Annotated in this window: 17 protein-coding genes; 7 read left to right on the top strand and 10 right to left on the bottom strand. The window is 65.0% G+C overall.

All coding sequences use genetic code 11. The annotated features are described in order from the left end of the window. The first annotated feature begins 75 nt into the window (after positions 1–75). The gene (locus HNP02_RS17040; protein ID WP_184440457.1) at positions 76–648 is read left to right on the top strand and encodes a TetR/AcrR family transcriptional regulator; all 573 of its coding nucleotides are present in this window, start codon (positions 76–78) and stop codon (positions 646–648) included. Here the strand turns inward: HNP02_RS17040 and nirD are convergent. From nirD to HNP02_RS17020, 4 genes are all read right to left on the bottom strand, one after another. Further along, positions 645–1016 carry a nitrite reductase small subunit NirD gene (gene nirD, locus HNP02_RS17035; protein WP_184440454.1) on the bottom strand — a complete coding sequence of 124 codons (372 nt, stop codon included), beginning with the start codon at positions 1014–1016 and terminating at the stop codon, positions 645–647. The genes HNP02_RS17040 and nirD overlap by 4 nt on opposite strands. Then, positions 1013–3541, bottom strand: a complete 2529-nt coding sequence (nirB, locus tag HNP02_RS17030; RefSeq protein WP_184440452.1) for a nitrite reductase large subunit NirB — start codon at positions 3539–3541, stop codon at positions 1013–1015. Before nirB ends, nirD begins: the two co-directional genes overlap by 4 nt. A 96-nt stretch (positions 3542–3637) precedes the next feature. Next, positions 3638–4012 (bottom strand): hypothetical protein, encoded by a 375-nt coding sequence (locus HNP02_RS17025; protein WP_184440450.1) that lies wholly within the window; start codon positions 4010–4012, stop codon positions 3638–3640. 43 nt (positions 4013–4055) lie between these two features. Continuing rightward, a complete protein-coding gene (locus tag HNP02_RS17020; protein ID WP_375373680.1) occupies positions 4056–4829 on the bottom strand; it encodes an isocitrate lyase/phosphoenolpyruvate mutase family protein in 774 nt (257 codons plus the stop codon). A gap of 99 nt (positions 4830–4928) precedes the next feature. Between HNP02_RS17020 and HNP02_RS17015 the strand changes: the two genes are divergently transcribed. From HNP02_RS17015 to HNP02_RS16995, 5 genes are all read left to right on the top strand, one after another. After that, positions 4929–5219 carry a hypothetical protein gene (locus HNP02_RS17015; RefSeq protein ID WP_184440448.1) on the top strand — a complete coding sequence of 97 codons (291 nt, stop codon included), beginning with the start codon at positions 4929–4931 and terminating at the stop codon, positions 5217–5219. A gap of 45 nt (positions 5220–5264) precedes the next feature. Further along, a complete protein-coding gene (locus HNP02_RS17010) occupies positions 5265–6086 on the top strand; it encodes a hypothetical protein (RefSeq protein WP_184440446.1) in 822 nt (273 codons plus the stop codon). Positions 6087–6130: 44 nt separating this feature from the next. After that, positions 6131–8080 (top strand): fumarate reductase/succinate dehydrogenase flavoprotein subunit, encoded by a 1950-nt coding sequence (locus tag HNP02_RS17005; RefSeq protein ID WP_184440443.1) that lies wholly within the window; start codon positions 6131–6133, stop codon positions 8078–8080. Position 8081: 1 nt separating this feature from the next. Then, positions 8082–8831, top strand: coding sequence for a succinate dehydrogenase/fumarate reductase iron-sulfur subunit (locus tag HNP02_RS17000; protein WP_184440441.1), 750 nt, complete (start codon positions 8082–8084; stop codon positions 8829–8831). A gap of 89 nt (positions 8832–8920) precedes the next feature. Next, complete coding sequence (locus tag HNP02_RS16995) at positions 8921–9082, top strand: hypothetical protein (RefSeq protein WP_184440439.1); 162 nt, start codon at positions 8921–8923, stop codon at positions 9080–9082. Between the two features lie 116 nt (positions 9083–9198). On the opposite strand, the gene HNP02_RS16990 is transcribed toward HNP02_RS16995, so the two are convergent. Beyond that, a complete protein-coding gene (locus HNP02_RS16990; RefSeq protein ID WP_184440437.1) occupies positions 9199–9684 on the bottom strand; it encodes a flavin reductase family protein in 486 nt (161 codons plus the stop codon). A gap of 40 nt (positions 9685–9724) precedes the next feature. Then, positions 9725–10738: an isopenicillin N synthase family oxygenase gene (locus HNP02_RS16985; RefSeq protein ID WP_184440435.1), complete on the bottom strand. Its 1014-nt coding sequence runs from the start codon at positions 10736–10738 to the stop codon at positions 9725–9727. 168 nt (positions 10739–10906) lie between these two features. Here HNP02_RS16985 and HNP02_RS16980 point away from each other — a divergent pair, with 168 nt between their 5' ends. After that, positions 10907–11581, top strand: a complete 675-nt coding sequence (locus HNP02_RS16980; protein ID WP_184440433.1) for a GAP family protein — start codon at positions 10907–10909, stop codon at positions 11579–11581. 24 nt (positions 11582–11605) lie between these two features. On the opposite strand, the gene HNP02_RS16975 is transcribed toward HNP02_RS16980, so the two are convergent. Genes HNP02_RS16975 through HNP02_RS16960 form a run of 4 tightly spaced genes read right to left on the bottom strand, consistent with a single transcriptional unit; the run spans position 11606 to position 18991 of the window. Further along, on the bottom strand, positions 11606–13345 hold the full coding sequence (locus HNP02_RS16975) for an AMP-binding protein (RefSeq protein ID WP_184440431.1): 1740 nt from the start codon (positions 13343–13345) through the stop codon (positions 11606–11608). 13 nt (positions 13346–13358) lie between these two features. Further along, positions 13359–14468: an acyltransferase PE gene (gene pe / locus HNP02_RS16970; protein ID WP_184440429.1), complete on the bottom strand. Its 1110-nt coding sequence runs from the start codon at positions 14466–14468 to the stop codon at positions 13359–13361. A gap of 57 nt (positions 14469–14525) precedes the next feature. Beyond that, a complete protein-coding gene (locus HNP02_RS16965) occupies positions 14526–17525 on the bottom strand; it encodes an RND family transporter (RefSeq protein ID WP_184440427.1) in 3000 nt (999 codons plus the stop codon). 44 nt (positions 17526–17569) lie between these two features. Beyond that, positions 17570–18991, bottom strand: a complete 1422-nt coding sequence (locus tag HNP02_RS16960; RefSeq protein ID WP_184440425.1) for a condensation domain-containing protein — start codon at positions 18989–18991, stop codon at positions 17570–17572. Positions 18992–19007 lie beyond the last annotated feature (16 nt).

The following is a 19007-nucleotide window of genomic DNA, read 5'->3' as shown; positions in this document are numbered from 1 at the left end:
GTGTACCACAGTTGACTTTGGTGCAAGATGTTCCACAAGATGTGATCCCCACCCCATCGCGGAGGACCCGTTTCAGTGAGCGACGATCGTGGCCCCGACCCACGGGTGCTGAGGAGCCAAGAGGCCGCCCTGACCGCAGTCCGAGAACTCCTCGCCGAGCAAGGCTGGACCGGCGTTACCCACGTCGCCGTCGCAGGCCGCAGCGGAGTCGGCCGCACCACGCTGTACCGGCACTGGCCCGATGTCGCAGCGCTCATCCACGACGCGATCGTCGAGCGGATCGGCCAGGCCAGGACCACACGAACCGGAGACGTGCGCGCCGACTTGATCAGTGAACTGAACGGATTGCGACGCCTGCTCTACGACCCGGCGAGCGAACGGACCATGCGCGCAGTGCTGGAGCGCGCGCCATTCGATCGCTCATTCGCCGAACTCAAGGAGACCCTCTACCTGTCGGGCTCTGCCGGGTTTCGGGCGATCCTGGAAGCCGCCGCGAAAGGCGGTGAACTGCAACCGGATATCGACGTCGACATGGCCATCGATCAGCTGGCTGGCCCCGTGATGTACCGGCGTCTGTTCGCCGGCCTCACCGTTGACAAGAAGTTCGTCGAGGCCATCGTCGACGGGGTCTTGCGGCTCCTGCGCTAGGCGGCGACCTGCACGTCACCGTCGGCGGTCAAGCGGGTCCGGAAGATGGGCAGCGCCACCGCGGCATCATCGAGGCACTGGCCGTCGTCGAAGGCGAACGCCTGCTTCTTGACCGGCGTCTGCACACAGGCGCGGCCCGACCGGTCTCCGACTATCCCCCTCGACATCACCGCGGCACCCGAGAAGGGGTCGATGTTGCCGACCGCCCGCAGCGATCCGTCGTCGAGACGAAAGAGCGCCACCTGCGTGCCATCGGGCAACAGCACGCCGACGCCGCGGCAGGGCACCAGACGGTCATAGCCGCATGCGGTCGTCCAGACCGGGTCGTCCTGCAGGTCGAGGTCGTCGAGGTGCTCGAGAAGGGTCACGTGGTCTCCTGAAGGGGACGGAACTTGGGCATGCCGATCGGTACCTTGCGGCCGGACCGCTCCGTAAAGGCGACGGTGGGGTCGGCGACGTCGGGCGCGTTGACGAACGACACGAAGCGCGACAGCTTGTCCGGATCGTCCAGTACGCCCTTCCACTCGCACGCGTACCCGTCGACGTGGCGGGCGACCGCGTCCTCGAACTCGGCGGCAAGGCCGAGCGAATCGTCGCAGACGACTTCCCGAACGTGCTCCAGCCCAAGCTGTTCCACCCACGGCGCGGTGCGCTGCAGCCGGTCGGCAGTGCGGACGTAGAACATCAGGAAACGGTCGATGTAGCGGACCAGCGTCTCGTCGTCGAGGTCACCGGCCAGCAGCTCGGCGTGCCGTGGCGTCGCGCCACCGTTGCCACCGACGTAGAGGTTCCAGCCGGTCTCGGTGGCGATCACGCCGACGTCCTTGCCACGCGCCTCCGCACACTCGCGGGCGCAGCCCGACACCCCCATCTTGATCTTGTGCGGGGCGCGCAGGCCGCGGTAGCGCAGTTCGAGATCGATCGCCATCTGCACGGAATCCTGCTGGCCGTAGCGGCACCAGTCGCTGCCGACGCAACTCTTCACGGTCCGCAGCGCCTTGCCGTACGCGTGGCCGGATTCCATTCCGCCGTCGACCAGGCGTCGCCAGATCTCGGGTAGCTCGTCGACCCTGGCGCCGAACATGTCGATCCGTTGGCCTCCGGTGATCTTCGTGTACAGGCCGAAGTCGCGGGCGATCTCACCGATGAGGATCAGCTGCTCGGGGGTGATGTCGCCGCCAGGCACCCGCGGCACCACCGAGTAGCTGCCGTTCTTCTGGATGTTGGCGAGGAAGTGGTCGTTGGAGTCCTGCAGGGAGGCCTGCTCGCCGTCGAGGATGTGGTCGCTGCTCGTCGACGCCAGAATCGACGCGACGACGGGTTTGCAGATGTCGCAACCCATTCCGGTGCCGTGACGTGCGATGAGCCCCGAGAAGGTGCGCACCGAGGTGGCCGAGATGATCTCGAAGAGCTCCGCACGCGACACCGCGAAGTGTTCGCACAACGCCTTGGACTGCTCGACACCCTCCGCTTCGAGCAGCTGCTTGAGCAGCGGCACGCACGACCCGCACGACGTGCCCGCCCTGGTGCAGGCCTTCAGCGCGGGAACGTCTCCGCAGCCGGCCGCGATCGCATCGGTGACATCGCCCTTGGTCACGTTGTTGCACGAACAGATCTGCGCGGCACCCGGCAGCGCGCCGACGCCCAGTTGCGCACCGCCCGAATCACTTCCGCTCGGTGCGATGATCCCCAACGGGTCGCCAGGCAGGAGTTCGCCGACCATCGGCCGCAGCATGCCGTAGGCCGAGGCATCGCCCACCAGGATGCCGCCGAGCAGCGTGGCGGCGTCGTCGGACAGCACCAACTTGGCGTAGGTCTGCTTGACCGCGTCGTTGATCACCACCTCGAGGCAATCCGGGGTGCTACCCATCGCATCGCCGAAGCTCGCCACGTCGACGCCCAGCAGCTTGAGCTTGGTCGACGTGTCCGCCTCGCCGAACTCGGCGGCACCACCCATCAGCCGGTCGGCGACCACCTCGGCGCTGGTGTACCCAGGCCCGACCAGCCCATAGCAGCGCCCGTCGATCGCCGCCACCTCGCCTATCGCGTAGACGTTGGGATCCACTGTGGCGCAGGATGAGTCGGTCAGCACGCCACCACGGTCGGCAATGGGCAACCCCGCCGACCGGGCCAGGTCATCGCGCGGCCGGACACCTGCGGCGAAGATCACGACACCTGCATCGATGAGCGTGCCGTCACCGAGCAGCACCCTGACCGCGTCGTCACCGAGCCGTTCGATCGAGTCGGTGCCGACGTCGACGTGCACCGAGATGCCCAGCCCGCCGATCATCCGGCTCAGCAGAGCGGACCCGGCCTCGTCGAGCTGCTGGTTCATCAGGCGCGGTGCGCGCTCCACGATGTGTGCATGCAAGCCGAACTGGCGCAACGCATTCGCGGCCTCTAAGCCGAGGAGCCCACCGCCGATCACCACTCCGGCCGCGGTGCCTGCCGACACGGCACGGGTCGCGTCCGCGCGAATCGCGTCGAGGTCGTCCAGCGTGCGGTAGACGTGGCAGTTCTGCAGGTCGTGGCCGGGCACGGGCGGGATGAACGCATACGACCCGGTAGCCAGCACCAGCGCGTCGTAGGAGATGCGTCGGCCCTGCGCCGTCGTCACGTGCTTCGCGGACCGGTCGATGTCGGTGACGCGGTCGCGCAGCGTCAACTCGACGAGGTCGTCGCCCCCATACCGGTTGCCCGGCAGAGCGAGAAGGCCACGGTCCCAATGCTCGGTGTAGCCGGTGAGCCCAACGCGGTCGTAGGCGGCGTCGTCCTCCTCGGCGAGCACCACGACGCGCCAGTCGCCAGCGTCGTCGCGGGAACGCAAGGCCTCGACGAACCGGTGGCCGACCATGCCGTGCCCGACAAGGACAGCCGTCTTCGCAAAACCCATGGCCGAAGGCTAGGGAGCCGATATTGCCGACATGTCGCGTCGTGTGAAGCGCCCATCACGGTGTGCTCACGCGTGCTCGGCGGTCGCTGTGAGCCGTCAGATGTGGCCGGCATTGGTCGGGGTGGTCGAGCTGTACGGGTTGTAGATCGTCGTGGACGTCGTCGTCTCCGTCGGCCCGGACCGATCCTCCGTCGACGCCTCCGGCGGCGGGCCCGTCACCGGCGCCCCGGTGTCCTCACTGGTCTGCACGCTCGGCACCGCGTAGCTGGTGGTCGTCGAGTTACCCGTGCTCGACGACGTGGTGGCATAGGAGGTGGCCGTCGGCGCGTCGCCAGGCAGCAGCGACGACCCGCCCGACACCCGGATCACCGCGTACACCAGCAATCCCACCAGGGCGAGCGCGGCCAGACCCGCGGCCCAGATCACGCCAGGGTGGTCATGCCAGTCCAGCCGCCCGTCCTCGTCCTTCACGGGCGGCATGCTAAACCGGCCAGCCGAACGGCCGGGAAACGAGCTAACTCCAGCGCGCCAGAATCTCCTCTGCCCGCCCCGAGAGCGCGCGCTGGAAGAACGGGCCGAAGCTGATCCGGCCGACGCCAAGAGGGCCGAACGACGCCGGGTCGTCCTGATCCGGTATCGCGATCGCATTGATCGGCAACGGCAGCTCGGAGGCCAGGCGCATCAGGGTGTCCGCGTCATGGCGGCCGACCGGATAGAGGCTGTCCGCACCGGCATCGGCGGCCAGCTTCAACCGGGCCACCGCCCGCTCCACGCGGTCCGCGTCGTCCCCGTCGTTGCGCAGGAACAGGTCCGTTCGGGCGTTGAGCACGACGTGCACTCCTGCGGCGTCGGCCGCCTTGCGCAATTCCCCGACGAGCGCTGCGTGCTCCTCTGGCGCGCGCAGCCGCTTGCCCTCCTTGTGCACGGTGTCCTCGATGTTCAACCCAACCGCGCCCACCGAGAGCAGCCCCTCGATGATCCGCTGCGGCGCCTCGCCGTAACCGGATTCGATGTCGACCGAGATCGGCGCGTCGACCGCGCCGGTGATCTGACCAACTCGATCGATCAAGTCGTCGAACGACATTCCCTCACCGTCGGCCTTGCCGACCGAGTCGGCCACTGGATGGCTGCCGACGGTGAGCGCGGCAAACCCCGCGTCAACGGCCAACTTTGCCGACCACGCGTCCCAGATCGTCGGCAGAATCACCGGATCGCCGGGTACGTGCAGGGCCAGCAATGCGTTGGCCCGCTCCTCAAGAACCTGCTTGGACAACTCGTCAACCTCCACTCTTGAACGTGACCTGTGTCACGCCGATCTGGCGATGTGGCTAGCATCGATTGTCGTACTGTGATTGCTGACACCCTTCAGCCCAAGGAGGTCGATCTCTTGTCCACCACTACCGAACTCGCCCAGCTACACGAACTGATCGGTGGCTTACGGCGGTGCGTGACGTCACTGGCTTCACGCTACGGCGACACCCCTGCGATGCGCCGCATCGTCAATGATGCCGAGCGCATTCTCAACGACATCGATCGGCTCGACATCGACGCCGAGGAACTCGAAATCACGAGAGGGACGGCGCAGCACCACCACGCCGGGGAGAAGATCGCGATTCCGGACACGCAGTACGAGACCACCTTCTGGGGCGAAGTCGACGACGGGGGCGTCGCCGGCTAACTCCGCGGCAGACGTTTCCGGGACAACCACCATCGAGAGGGAACAGTGAGCGCACCCACCGCCGGCCGCAAAGCGACCGGGGTCTTCTCACCGAGCCGTGCCCAGATCCCGCAGCGCACGCTGCGCACCGACCGATGGTGGCAGTCGCCGCTGATCGTCGACCTCGGCTTCGCCGCGTTCGTGATCTACGCGACGGTGCGGGCGTTCCTGCAGAACAACTACTTCGTCCCGGAATACCACTACCTGACGCCGTTCTACTCGCCGTGCATCAGCACGGGCTGCACCCCTGAAGCCAGCGGCTTCTGGCCACAGATCCTGCCCGACGTGTGGTGGCTGCCCTATGCCGCTGCGTCGCTGCCGTTCCTGCTGCTGTTCCGGTTGACCTGCTACTACTACCGAGGGGCCTACTACCGCTCGGTGTGGCAGTCGCCGACCGCATGCGCCGTCGCCGAGCCGCACGCGAAGTACACCGGCGAGACCCGGCTTCCGCTGATCATCCAGAACACGCACCGGTACTTCTTCTACATCGCCGGGATCATCTCGTTGATCAACACCTACGACGCGATCGAGGCGTTCCACTCGCCGACCGGATTCGGATTCGGTTTGGGCAACGTCATTCTCGTCGTCAACGTCGTGATGCTGTGGATCTACACGCTGTCCTGCCACTCCTGCCGCCACGTGGTCGGCGGCCGGCTCAAGCACTTCTCCAAACACCCAGTCCGCTACTGGATGTGGGGACAGGTGAGCCGGCTCAACACCCGACACAAGATGTATGCGTGGATCACGCTCGGCACGCTGATGCTCACCGACTTCTACGTGATGCTGGTCGCCAGCGGCACCATCTCCGACCTGAGATTCATTGGTTAGCAAGTCAATTCACAACTGTATTTTCGATAGGCGAGTGAGGTTTGATGGTTGAGGTCGAGCGGCACGAATACGACGTGGTCGTCATCGGTGCCGGCGGCGCAGGGCTTCGAGCGGTAATCGAGGCGCGCCAACGGGGCCTACGCGTCGCCGTGGTGACCAAGTCACTGTTCGGCAAGGCGCACACGGTGATGGCAGAAGGCGGCTGCGCGGCCGCCATGAAGAACGCCAACGCCAAGGACACCTGGCAGATCCACTTCGCCGACACCATGCGTGGCGGCAAGTTCCTGAACAACTGGCGGATGGCCGAACTGCACGCGCAGGAAGCCCCGGACAGGGTCTGGGAGCTGGAGACCTACGGCGCGCTCTTCGACCGCACCAAGGACGGCAGGATCAGCCAGCGCAACTTCGGTGGCCACACCTACCCGCGGCTGGCCCACGTCGGTGACCGCACCGGCCTGGAGATCATCCGCACCATGCAGCAGAAGATCGTCTCGCTGCAGCAGGAGGACAACGCCGAACTCGGCGACTACGAGGCGCGGATCAAGGTCTTCCACGAGTGTTCGATCACCGAGTTGGTCTTGGATGAGGGGGCGAGCGGAGCGACGGGGGAAGGGCAGCGCCGGATCGCCGGGGCGCTCGGCTACTTCCGCGAGACCGGCAAGTTCATCCTCTTCGAGGCACCGGCAGTGGTGCTCGCGACGGGCGGCATCGGCAAGTCGTTCAAGGTGTCGTCGAACTCGTGGGAGTACACCGGCGACGGACACGCCCTCGCGCTGCGGGCGGGTGCCTCGCTGATCAACATGGAGTTCATCCAGTTCCACCCGACCGGGATGGTCTGGCCGCTGTCGGTGAAGGGCATCCTCGTCACCGAGGGCGTCCGCGGCGACGGCGGTGTGCTGAAGAACTCCGAGGGCAAGCGCTTCATGTTCGACTACATCCCCTCGGTGTTCAAGGGCCAGTACGCCGAAACCGAGGAAGAAGCCGACCAGTGGCTCAAGGACAACGACTCCGCACGCCGCACCCCTGACCTGCTTCCCCGCGACGAGGTGGCCCGCGCCATCAACTCCGAGGTCAAGGCGGGCCGCGGCAGCCCACACGGTGGCGTCTACCTCGACATCGCATCGCGCATCCCCGTCGAGGAGATCAAGCGCAGGCTGCCATCGATGTACCACCAGTTCATGGAGCTGGCCGAGGTCGACATCACCAAGGACGAGATGGAGGTCGGCCCGACCTGCCACTACGTGATGGGTGGCATCGAGGTCGATCCCGACACCGGCGCCGCAACCACACCCGGCCTGTTCGCCGCAGGCGAGTGCTCGGGCGGCATGCACGGCTCCAACCGGCTCGGCGGCAACTCGCTGTCGGACCTGCTGGTGTTCGGCCGTCGCGCTGGCATGGGTGCCTCCGACTACGTCGTCAGTCTCAAGGAACGGCCGAAGGTCCTCGAGCACGCCGTCGACGCCGCCACCACGATGGCGCTGTCACCGTTCGACGAGCACCCCGAACCGGAGAACCCGTACACGCTGCACGCCGAGCTGCAGCAGTCGATGAACGACCTGGTCGGCATCATCCGCAAGGAAGACGAGATCCAGGCGGCACTCGACAAGCTCGAAGAGCTCAAGGTGCGGGTGCACAACGTCACCGTCGAGGGCGGCCGCTTCTTCAACCCCGGCTGGCACCTTGCCATCGACATGCGCAACATGCTGCTGGTCAGCGAATGCGTGGCCAAGGCGGCGCTGCAGCGCACCGAGAGCCGCGGCGGGCACACCCGCGACGATCACCCGGAGATGGACGCCCACTGGCGCAACACCCTGCTGGTGTGCCGCGCAGTCCTAAACGATGGGGCTGGCGATCCCATCGTCCCTGACGTCACCGTCACTCCCGAGCCGCAGACGCCCATGCGTCCCGACCTCCTCGGGTGTTTCGAGCTGTCCGAGCTGGAGAAGTACTACACCGACGGTGAACTGGCCGAACACCCGGAACGGAGCAGCTGAGATGGGTGCCTATCAAGCGAGCATGCGGGTCTGGCGCGGCGACGACACCGGCGGTGGACTGCAGGACTACACCGTCGAGGTCAACGAGGGCGAGGTCGTCCTCGACATCATCCACCGGATCCAGGCCACCCAGGCAGGCGATCTGGCGGTGCGATGGAACTGCAAGGCAGGCAAGTGCGGCTCCTGCTCGGCAGAGATCAACGGCCGTCCCCGGCTGCTGTGCATGACCAGAATGTCGACGTTCGACGAGAGCGAGACCGTCACCATCACGCCGTTGCGCGCGTTCCCCGTGATGCGCGACCTCGTCACCGACGTGTCCTTCAACTACACCAAGGCGCGCGAGGTCCCGTCGTTCACGCCGCCGAAGGATCTGCAGCCGGGCGACTACCGGATGCAGCAGGTGGACGTCGAGCGGTCCCAGGAGTTCCGCAAGTGCATCGAGTGCTTCCTGTGCCAGAACACCTGCCACGTGGTGCGTGACCACGAGGAGAACAAGCAGGCGTTCGCCGGGCCGCGCTACCTGATGCGCGTCGCCGAACTCGACATGCATCCGCTGGACGTGCTGGACCGCAAGGACATGGCCCAGGAGGAGTTCGGCCTTGGCTACTGCAACATCACCAAGTGCTGTACCGAGGTCTGCCCCGAACACATCAAGATCACCGACAACGCGCTGATCCCGATGAAGGAGCGCGTCGCCGACCGCAAGTACGACCCGGTGGTGTGGCTCGGGAACAAGCTCTTCCGGAGATAACGCCCCAGCTAGTTCACGTTGGAGGGTTGGACGCGAACCAAACGCGGGTATTCTCGTGGCAGCAGCCAATCAACGACGAAGGGCAGCCAATGAGCACTGGAGAAACCCAGAGCGTCAACGACATTCGCACCGCGATCCGCGAACTCTCCGCACGCGCTGAGCTGGCGCGCAAGGAGGGCAGACCCGCCGACGCGGCCGAGATCGAGCGGCGCATCGACGGCTATCGCGAGGAGCTTGGCGCCCGCCCTTGACGTCCTAGCCCGACAGCCACGGCACACCGCGAGATGAACGTTTTGCAGGCCGCTACTCGCACTTTTCCTGCAAAACGTTGATTTCGCGGACGGGGTGGGGTGGTCCCTAGCTATAGCTAGCTGCCGAGGCGGCGGAACGTGCTGCGGTGAAAGACGATGGGCGCGACGTCGTCGTGCACCGTGATCTCGTGCACCCGCAGCACCACGATGGTGTGATCGCCTGCCGGGACGAGCTGCTCGATGGCGCTCTCCAGCCACACGCTGGTGCCGTGGATGAATAGCGCGCCGCGCTCGGTCGACTTGGTGTCCAGCCCGGCGAACCGGTCGCCCGTCTTCGCGGCGAGTGACTTCACGGCGGCGTCGTGCGACTCGCCGAGCACGCTGATCCCCAGGAACGGCAGATCCTTGAGCTTGGGCCACGTGGTCGACGTGTTCTGCACGCAGAACGACACCAACGGCGGGTCGAGGGAGACGGGAACGAAGGTGCTCGCGGCGAGCCCGACGCGGACGCCGTCGACTTCCGCCGCGATCGCGATGACTCCCGATGGGAAATGGCCGTATGCCTCACGCAGAGACGCTGGGCTCAGCTCGATGCCGCTCATATCAACTCCATCTTCACACGAGATTTGATGGCCCACCCCGCTACGCCCGCCCGTACCCATGCCGGGCTGCCACGTCAGGATGAGCCCGCAGCCTGCTCTTCCACGCATTCCGGCCGTAGATCGAGAAGATCCGCTCATTGGCCGGATCGACGCTGACGCCGCGGGCATGCGCGGCCAGGTCGTCGGGCAACTCGAGCACCGGCATGGCGGCGTCGAGTCGAGGGTTGAAGAAATAGGGCACCGAGACGCGCTCATGCGACGACAGGCGCACCCGGTGTTCTGTGGCACGAAGATATCCGCCGCTGGCGACCTCGAGCATCTCGCCGATGTTGACGATGAACGCGCCGGGCACTGGATCCACGTCGATCCACTCCCCTGCCCCATTTCCCGTCGCTTCGCTCGCCCCGGGGGGTCCGCGGACCTCGAGACCACTGCTCCCCGGCTCGGCCAGTAGCAGCGTCAGCACGCCCGCGTCGCGGTGTGCGCCGACGCCCTGCGGGGTGTCCGCCTGCGCGGGATAACGGACGATCTTGATCAAGGTCGCAGGGGTGTCGGCGAACGCGTCGTCGAACACGTCGGCCGGGCTGCCCAGCGATATGGCCCAGTGCCGCAACAACGTTCGCCCGACCTCGGCCAGCGCGGCGTCCCATTCGGCGATCACGGCAGGCAACTCGGGCAGCGCAGGCGGCCACTGGTTGGGGCCCTGCAGCCACAGGTAATCGGGCTTGCCAGGACCTCCGATCGGAGCCCGCTGCGCTCCGATGTCGATCTGTTCGCGCCAATCGACGACGCCACCGGTGAGTTCGCCCCCGAGCCGCGTGTAGCCGCGGAAGTGCGGGCTGTTGCGCATCGCGACCGCGTCCTTGTCGGCGTCGGGCAGTGCGAACAGCCGACGTGCCTCGGTCAACAGTCGATCAGTCAGATCCTCGGAGACGCCGTGGCCGGTGAGGTAGAAGAAGCCGACCTCGTGGGCGACCGTGCGTAGCTGCCGACGCAACGCGATGGGATCGTCGCGGAGGTCGACCACGGGCAGGGCGGTCCGCACGGAGCTCACGTCGCCATGATGGCTGGAAACCCCGGCACCCGCCAGGGTCGCAATCGTCGTGAATGCAAGCGGCCGGATGTCGGTCGAACTGGGGCGGTAACCTGACGCTCATGCCCGCGCCGTCCCTTCTGTCCGTGCTGCGCGGCTAAGCGAAGCTCGACAAACCGTCACCTCATCATGTGGATCACACTCCTGTTGATGGCCGTTGCGGTGAGTCTGGAGCCGTTCCGGATCGCGATGACGGTGGTGATGATCAACCGACCCCGGCCGCTGCTCCAACTTCTCGTCTTCCTCGCAGGCGGCTTCGCGATGGGCATCGCGGTGGGCGTGGTCGTGCTGTTCCTGCTCCGGCCAGCGCTGGGGTCAGCCCATTTCACCCTGCCAAGGGTGCAGATCGTGGTCGGCGCGGTGCTGCTCGGCTACGCCGCAGTAGTGGCAGCAAGCGCGTTGAGGGGTCGCCGCGACGACGAAAGTGCGGGCCGGGTCGAGCGAAGAACCGGACCGCTCGCGACGCGCACTCGCCGACTGCTCAACGACCGCTCGCTGTGGACCGCGGGGGTCGCGGGCCTCGGCATCGCCCTGCCGTCCGTCGACTATCTCGCCGTGCTGGCACTCATCGTCGCCTCCGGCGCCGCCGCGACCGCCCAGTTCGGCGCCCTGCTGCTGTTCAACGTGGTGGCATTCGGGTTCGTGGAACTCCCGCTGCTCGCCTACCTCGTCGCCCCGGACCGCACGCGCGCGACGATGTCGGCACTGCAGGACTGGGTGCGGAGGCGACGCCGCCGCGACGTCGCCGTCTTGCTGGCCGTGGTCGGCTGCGTGCTGCTCGGAGCGGGGTTGGCCGGACTGTAGGTGTCGAGCCCGGCCGCTGGCGGCTTAGGCGTCCAATCGGCTGAATTGATTCTGGCTGTACTGCTCGACGCAGGCGGCGCGCCGAATCTTGCCGCTAGTCGTGGTGGGAATCGAACCTGGCGGTACCAGAACGAGATCCCCGACGTTCAAGCCGTGCGCATTGGATATCGCAGAGGTGACGTCGCTCTTGACCCCGCTGAGCCAGTTCATCGCCTCGGAATCACCCTGCTTCTTGACCTCGATGACGGTGACCAGCTTCTCGGTGCTGTCCAGCGAGACCGATATCGCTGCGACCCGACCGCGTGTGATCTCGTGAACCGTCGCCTCGATGTCCTCGGGGTAGTGGTTACGGCCACGGATGATCAGCAGATCCTTGATACGGCCGACGATGAACAGCTGACCCTCGGAGATGAAACCAAGGTCACCGGTTCGCAGCCAGGGGCCATCTGGCGTGCCCTGCGAAGCGTCGACGAGGGTTGCGCCAAAGCACAGCTGCTCCTCCGGTGGCCTGCTCCAGTAGCCGGCCGCGACATTGTCGCCATGGACCCAGATCTCGCCAACCAAGTCCGGTGGGCACTCGCGGCGTGTGTCGCTGTCGACGATCCGTACCGTGGGCGATTGCGGCACTTTGTAATTCACCAGTGCCGTGCCACTGCTTGCCGCACACCGCTTAACGCGCCCCACGGATAGCTCTTCGACATCGAAGTGCGCCGCTTGCGACGATTCACTCCAGGTGCCGGCCGCGACGAAGACGGTCGCCTCCGCCAGTCCGTAGGAAGGACGCAGCATGTGGTCCCGAAAGTTGAAGTGAGCGAACCGATCCGTGAAGCGTTCCAAAGTGGCCGGGTCGACACGTTCGGCGCCGTTGATGATGCCCAGCACCCCGCCGAGGTCGAGTCCGGCAAGGTCGCCGTCGGTGGTTTTGCGGGCGGCCAGGCCAAAGGCGAAGTTGGGCGCCGCCGAAAAGGCGTGAGAATTCTCGGCCAGTGCTCGCATCCATCTGGAGGGCCTCTCCAAGAACGCAACCGGGCTCGTCAATGCGCCATGATGGCCGCTCAGGATGGGGGCGCAGATGCCAAGCACCAAACCCATGTCGTGGTAGAAGGGCAACCACGACACGAAAGTGGCGCCGGTGGTGCTGATGTGCGAATCCGCAAAATAGATTCGCATCAGCTGCTCGAAATTCACCTGGAGATTGCGGTGCGAGATCATGACCCCGGTTGGCAGCCGGGTCGAACCCGAGCTGTACTGCAAATACGCGATGCTGGGCACATCAGCCGTCTCGATGCTTGGTCCGAGCTCGACGTCCAGATTCATCGAATCGATTTCGACGATCTTCGGAACGGCGTCCAGGCGTGCTTGATCAACGTAATCGCCGACATCGCCAGCGACCGCGGAGGTGGTGAGCACGACCGCGGGCGACGTGTCGGCAAAGATCGCGCCCACACGCTCGTGACTCGAGCCGCGATGCGGCAGGGGGAGCGGCACTGCGATCAGCCCAGCCTGCATGGATCCCAGGAAAGCCAGAATGTAGTCAAGACTCTGCGGAGCCAGGATCACTGCCCGGTCTCCGACAGACGCATGAAGGCTGAGCTCGCGTGCCACGTTCATCGTGCGGTGGGACACCTGCGCCCACGTGAGACTCTCGGTAACACCCGCCGGGTCCAGTGCGTAGTCGGTGAAGCTGAATGCCACGTCATCGGGACGCAGACTGGCGCGTCCATGCAGCATCGAGAGAATGGTCGATTGAGGTCTAGGCGTCACGTCACGTCCGTTACTAGTGCGCGCCGTTTGTGAACAGGGACATCGCCCCGTTGACAAGCGTTGACATGGGGTCGGTGCCGCCGCCGAACGTCGCCTCGTTGGCCCCTTCGGTGACCTGCATTGGGTCGAAGCCGTGCACTGGATCCACTTGGACCGGTGCAGTCGCCGGATCGTCGTTGCGCGAATAGCCCGCATTCACCCGCGGCATCAGTATCGCGTCAAGCTGATTGAGGGTGTCCTCCTTGTACCCGAGGTACTTGAACGCCAGCACGATGGGAAGGTGCTGCTCGGGAACCATGTACGTCGTCGTCGTTCCACCCTTTGAGTTGACCGTCGTGATGATGTTCTGCGGCGGAACATTGCTCGGGTTGGTGAACGCGATCGCGGTGTGACCGGTAGCCAAGCCGGCGATCGAGTTGGCTAGGGCAAACAGGTTGTCCGGCCGGTCGGGAAAGTCGGCGATGCTGTCGTAGGCAGAGACGAACTGATCGGTGTGGTACTGGCTCTCCACCGGAGCGGGGATGCGGTAGTCCATCGCAGGCACGACGCTCCCGACGGGAAACATCTGGGTCAGGAAACTCTCCCCGAAGGGGGACTGCGCGATCGGGTCGCCAAACGTCGCGAAGCTCAATTGATCTGGCGGCGGAGCGGTCGGATCATTTGCCAGCTGCGCCTTCACGGCGTTGAGCACCAGCGCTCCCTCGGACAACCCCATTGCCGTCCCGTGGCCTCCACTGCGGATGGCCGTCTCGAGGTTTGGTTCTCCGATGTCGATCGACTCGCCGATACTGGGGCCGTCGAGACCAATGCCGGGATAGATGTCCTCCCCCACCCGGCCGATGCCGGGAAACAGACGCTCCAGGACATGTCCCTGCACCTGCCCTGCGGGATAGTCGACCTTCACCCGCTTCATCCCAGGGAACCACTCCGCGCCCGTGCGACGGATGTACTCGTCGTAGGGAATACCGAGCACGTGGGCGCCGCCAAGGGCGTACGCGGTCCCGGGGTCTGGCGTCCCTGGCGCAGGCGGCCGTGGAGCCAGCGAGTCATCGGCAGTCGCGCTCCCGACGCCGAAACACCCTGTGACACTGATACAAACCAGCACCGTAAGGAGTTTCTTCATCCCTACTCCTGACCGCTCGGTTTCGTTTCGTAGTTTCACATACATGGCGGGCCTGCGCTAACTCGACTGCTCGGCTGGTGCGCGCGGCGTCGACCGCCGCGCGCCGACTTCTGACGGCCAAAAGTTGGCCCGCCCGACCAATGCTGCGATGGCGGGCACCGTGATGGTGCGGACCACGAAGGTATCCAGCAGGATTCCCACGGCGATCACGAAACCGCCCTGGATCACGATACCGATGCTGGAGAACAAGAGCCCGCCCATGGAGGCGGCGAAGATCAGTCCCGCCGCGGTGATCACCCCGCCCGTCGAACCCAGGGTGCGAATGATGCCGTATCGCATGCTGTGCGCAGACTCGTCCCGCATTCGCGACACCAACAGCATGTTGTAGTCGGCGCCCACTGCGACCAGCACCACGAAGGCCAACGGGGGCACGCTCCAATGCAACTGTTGACCGAGGATGAATTGGAACGCACACACGCCGATGCCGATTGCCGCGAAGTAGGAAATCACCACGGACCCGACGAGATAAAGGGGTGCGACGATCGCACGCAGCAGCGCCATCAGGGTCAGCAGGACGACGATGAGGGTCGCGATGATGATGTATCGGATGTCGTGCTCGTAGTAGTCGCGCGTGTCCCGCAGCGCGGCGGGGAACCCGCCCATCGAGATCGTCGCGTCTGACAGTGTGGTGTTCGGCTGGGCGCCATGAGCGATGTCACTGATCTCGTTGACCTGATCCATCGCCTCGGAGCTGAACGGGTTGAGTTTGGTTTGAACCAGGTACCGCACCGAGTGGCCGTCTGGTGAGATGAACGCCTTGGCCGCCTTCTGGAAGTCCGGCAGATTCAGCACTTGTTGCGGAATGTTGAACCCCGCCTGTGACGGGTCCGCGGCGTTGTCCTTCATCGTCAACAGAAATGCCGATGCCTCGTCGAGTCCGGAGGCCACTAGCTTGATCTGATCGATGAGTTGGTCCACTCCGCCTGCCACTTGCTGGCTTCCGCCGGCCAGCCGGTCGGCGTTCTGCTTCAGCTGGGCCAGGCCCGCCTGCGGTCCGCCCGGCTTGTTCAGGCCCATCGCGTTGACGGCATTGGCGACGTTGGTGAGCGCACCGTTCAGCTTGTTCACCGTGGTGTTGAGCGTCTGCCGGTCACCGAAGCCCTGCAACTGGTGCGCGAGGTCGTTGATCTGGTCGAGGTTTCCGGCGTTACTCGGGTCGACCAGGTTCCGAAACTGCGTGCGGGTGTCGCTGCAAGAGGGATTGGCGTCGCAGATCGCGTTGCCGTCCAGCGCCATGAGGACCGGACCGATCCAGGCGAAGAAGTTCTTGCCTGCGGTGAAGTTCACGCCCATGGAATTGCCGAGCGCGTTGATGCTGTCGACGAGCTTGGCCGCGTTGTCGACGTCCCGCACCAGCTTGTCTCCACCGTATTGGGTCCTCATCGAGGAGAACTCAGTGACCAGACTCTGGATACTCGGCACGATCTTGTTGATCTGTGCGCGCACGTCACCGAGGCTGCCGGCCAGCGTGTTGGCCCCGGCCGCCAGTCGGTTGAGGTCTCCGGTGCGCTGCCCGATCTGGTTGGAACCGTCGGCCAGCCGGGTGCCGACGAGCCCGGCCTGATACGTGGCCCGAAACTCCGGCGGCACGTCTCCAAGGGGTCGGGTGATGCCGCTGACCAGACCGACGTTGGGCAACTGTGCGACGCGCGAAGCCATCTGCTCCAGATCCGCAAGAGCCCGCGGGGTACGCAGGTCCTGCGGCGACTGAACGAGGATGTACTCGGGAATGGACTGATTGATCGGGAAGTGGCGTTCCAGCGCTGCGTACCCGATCGAACTCGGCGCCGACGCCGCCACGACCTTTCGATCGTCGTAGTTGTATTTGGCGAACGTCGCGAGGCTGGCCAGGATGGCCAGGACGAGCAGACTGGCAACCAGGTGCGCCACCGGCCTGCGCACGATGCGGATCCCGGAACGTCGCCAGAATCGAGCAGTCAGTTCGCGCCGTGGCTTGACCCAGCCGCGCGGCCCGGCGAGCACCAGAATCGCCGGCAGCAGAGTCACTCCGGCCAGGAATGCGACGCCGATGCCAATCGCCGACGAGATTCCGACCGTTCTGAACACGCCCATCTTGGCGAAGCTCAATAGGAGGAAAGTGATCCCCACCGTGGTGGCGGAGGCGGTGATCACCTTCCCGATCGAGATCATTGCCGCCTTGACCGCCTGGTCGGAGTCCATACCCGACCGCACGTAGTCGTGATAGCGGCTGATGAGAAAGACCGCGTAGTCCGTTCCCGCGCCTGCCATGATCGCGCTCAGGAACACGATCGACTGGTTCGAGATGCCCGCCCCAGTCAACTGGGAGAAGCCCGCCACCACTGCCTGTGCGATTACCAGGGACGACCCGATCGTCACCAGCGGCAGCAGCATCGTGACCACGTTGCGGTAGACCAACAACAGCACGATGAGAACCAAGACCCCGATCGCGAGCTCGATCGGTAGCCGATCCTGTTCACCCGCGACGGTGAGGTCCGCGACGGTGGCCGCCGGCCCGGTGAGGTGCACCGTAAGGGAACTACCGGCAACGTTGTGTCTGACGACGTCGGCCACCCGGTTGAACGATTCGAACGCTCGCGGCGTGCCCAACTCACCCGCGAGGCCCACCGGCAGCACCCAGGTCTTCTTGTCCTGACTCGTCAGGAACTCTCGCAGTTGTGGCGTATTGACGAAGTCCTGCACCGAGACGACATCTGTCACGTCGTCGTGCAGCGCGTCCACCAGCTTGCGGTAGGTAGCTTCGTCGGTGGGTCCCAGCCCGTTCTCGTTGATCAACGCCACCAACAGGAGGTCGTCGTTGCCCGGTTCGTGAAACGCCTCGACCATCTTTGCTGCGGTGACACTCGACGGGGCATCGCTTGGCAAGATGGCGAGCGGATGCTTCTGAGCCATCTCGCCGAGCGACGGGACCGCCAGCGGCAGGGCGACCGCCATCACGATCCAGACCCCGATCACCATCCAGGGCCATCGCGCCACGAGATCGGCTAGCCGCCGCATGTCGCCGTCACCTCGCCCTCGCCTTCACCCGGAATGACCCCACGCTATGCGACGCGTCCCCAGTGCCCGCTGTCAGCGACCCGCACGGCCACCGACCTCATCGCCTCCATGTAGCGGGTAACTGATTTCTGGGCCACCGGATTGTCGGGATGCATCATCGCCATGACCGTGCCCTCCCCGTAACGGAATATGTAGATCGTCAATTGATATGAGAACCGGTCGTCGGGGTAGATCCCGATATTGTTCGCAAGGCCCATGTCGGCGGCGGCGAGAATGCCGTTGAGCGGAGCAGCGCCACCGTGAAAGAAGTTCGCCACCGGAAAGTTCGCCCGTGGCCAGTTCAACCACGGCGCCAACTCCAATACGCGGTAATACGGCACCCTCGACATGTCCAGGCCCGAATCGAAAGAAGTCTGCGCTGCCCATGCCGCGTCGCTGAAAGAGGTCGCCGCTATCGGGACAACGATCGGGATCAAGCCGGTAAACCAACCCTGAGTCATGAAATTGTCGCTGGCAGTGCGGGAATCCCTCGGAGTGAGCCCGTAATACGTGAGCGCACCGGTGAACTCGTGCTCCACGAGGCCGAGACAGGCGAACAAGCCGCCGACGAAGCGCGCACTGGCCGCCGTACATGCTGACTCGAAGCGTTCGGTCTGTGGCGTGTCCATCAGAATTTCGGAGGTCATGGCACTGCTGGTCGACTTCTTCGGGTCACCAAGAGGAAGCGGGAATTCGGGAAAGCCAGCAGTGTTGTTCTCAGCGAAGTCAATCCACGTGCGTACCCCCGGCGAATCCACCGTCAATGCAGACGTGTACTCGCGCTCGCGAACACAAAAGTCGTCAAAGCTACCGGCATCGGGCAGGGTAAGGGCCTGGCCGCTTGCGCTCAACGACGAATACATTCCGTTGGCTTCCATCATCGTCGTGCCGATCAACGTCGCATCCCCGTGCACGTGATCCATGGCGGCAAAGAACGTAAAGTGGCTCTCGTTCTGGATTATGCCGAAAGTAAAGCAGCCCCACTCCAACGGATTCGGTATGGCGACGACGTGAGCGCGTATTTCGTCAACCGTCATGGTGCCCTGATCGATCGGCACGAATTCAATCTCAGCCGGATCGTCGATCGCATGCCGGATGAACTGTCCATCACCGGACTGTTCGAACCAGCTGCGGAACGTGTCGTGCCGACGCAGGTAGGCGTTGACGGCATGATCCATGGCTGAAATATCGCATTGGCCGGCCATCTCACAGCTCGCGATGATTTGCCGGGAGAAGTTCAGTCCCTCGGCCGTCCGTTCGCAGTAGTTACGAAGATGTTGGTGCTGCATGTAGCTGACCGGCACCGAACTCACAGGCGCTCGGCGCGCCGTTTCCTGAGCTGCGGCAGTGGGATGCCAAGAGGTAACCAAACCGGCATTCAACGACCATTCATCGAGTGCACCCACCGTGATCTTCCCGATGCGCAAAACTTGGTCCTCTCAG

This window comes from Mycobacterium sp. AZCC_0083 (genome assembly GCF_014202335.1).
GTDB lineage: Bacteria > Actinomycetota > Actinomycetes > Mycobacteriales > Mycobacteriaceae > Mycobacterium.
Note: the sequence above shows the minus strand (reverse complement) of the source record. Positions and strands in the feature narration are given on the sequence as shown.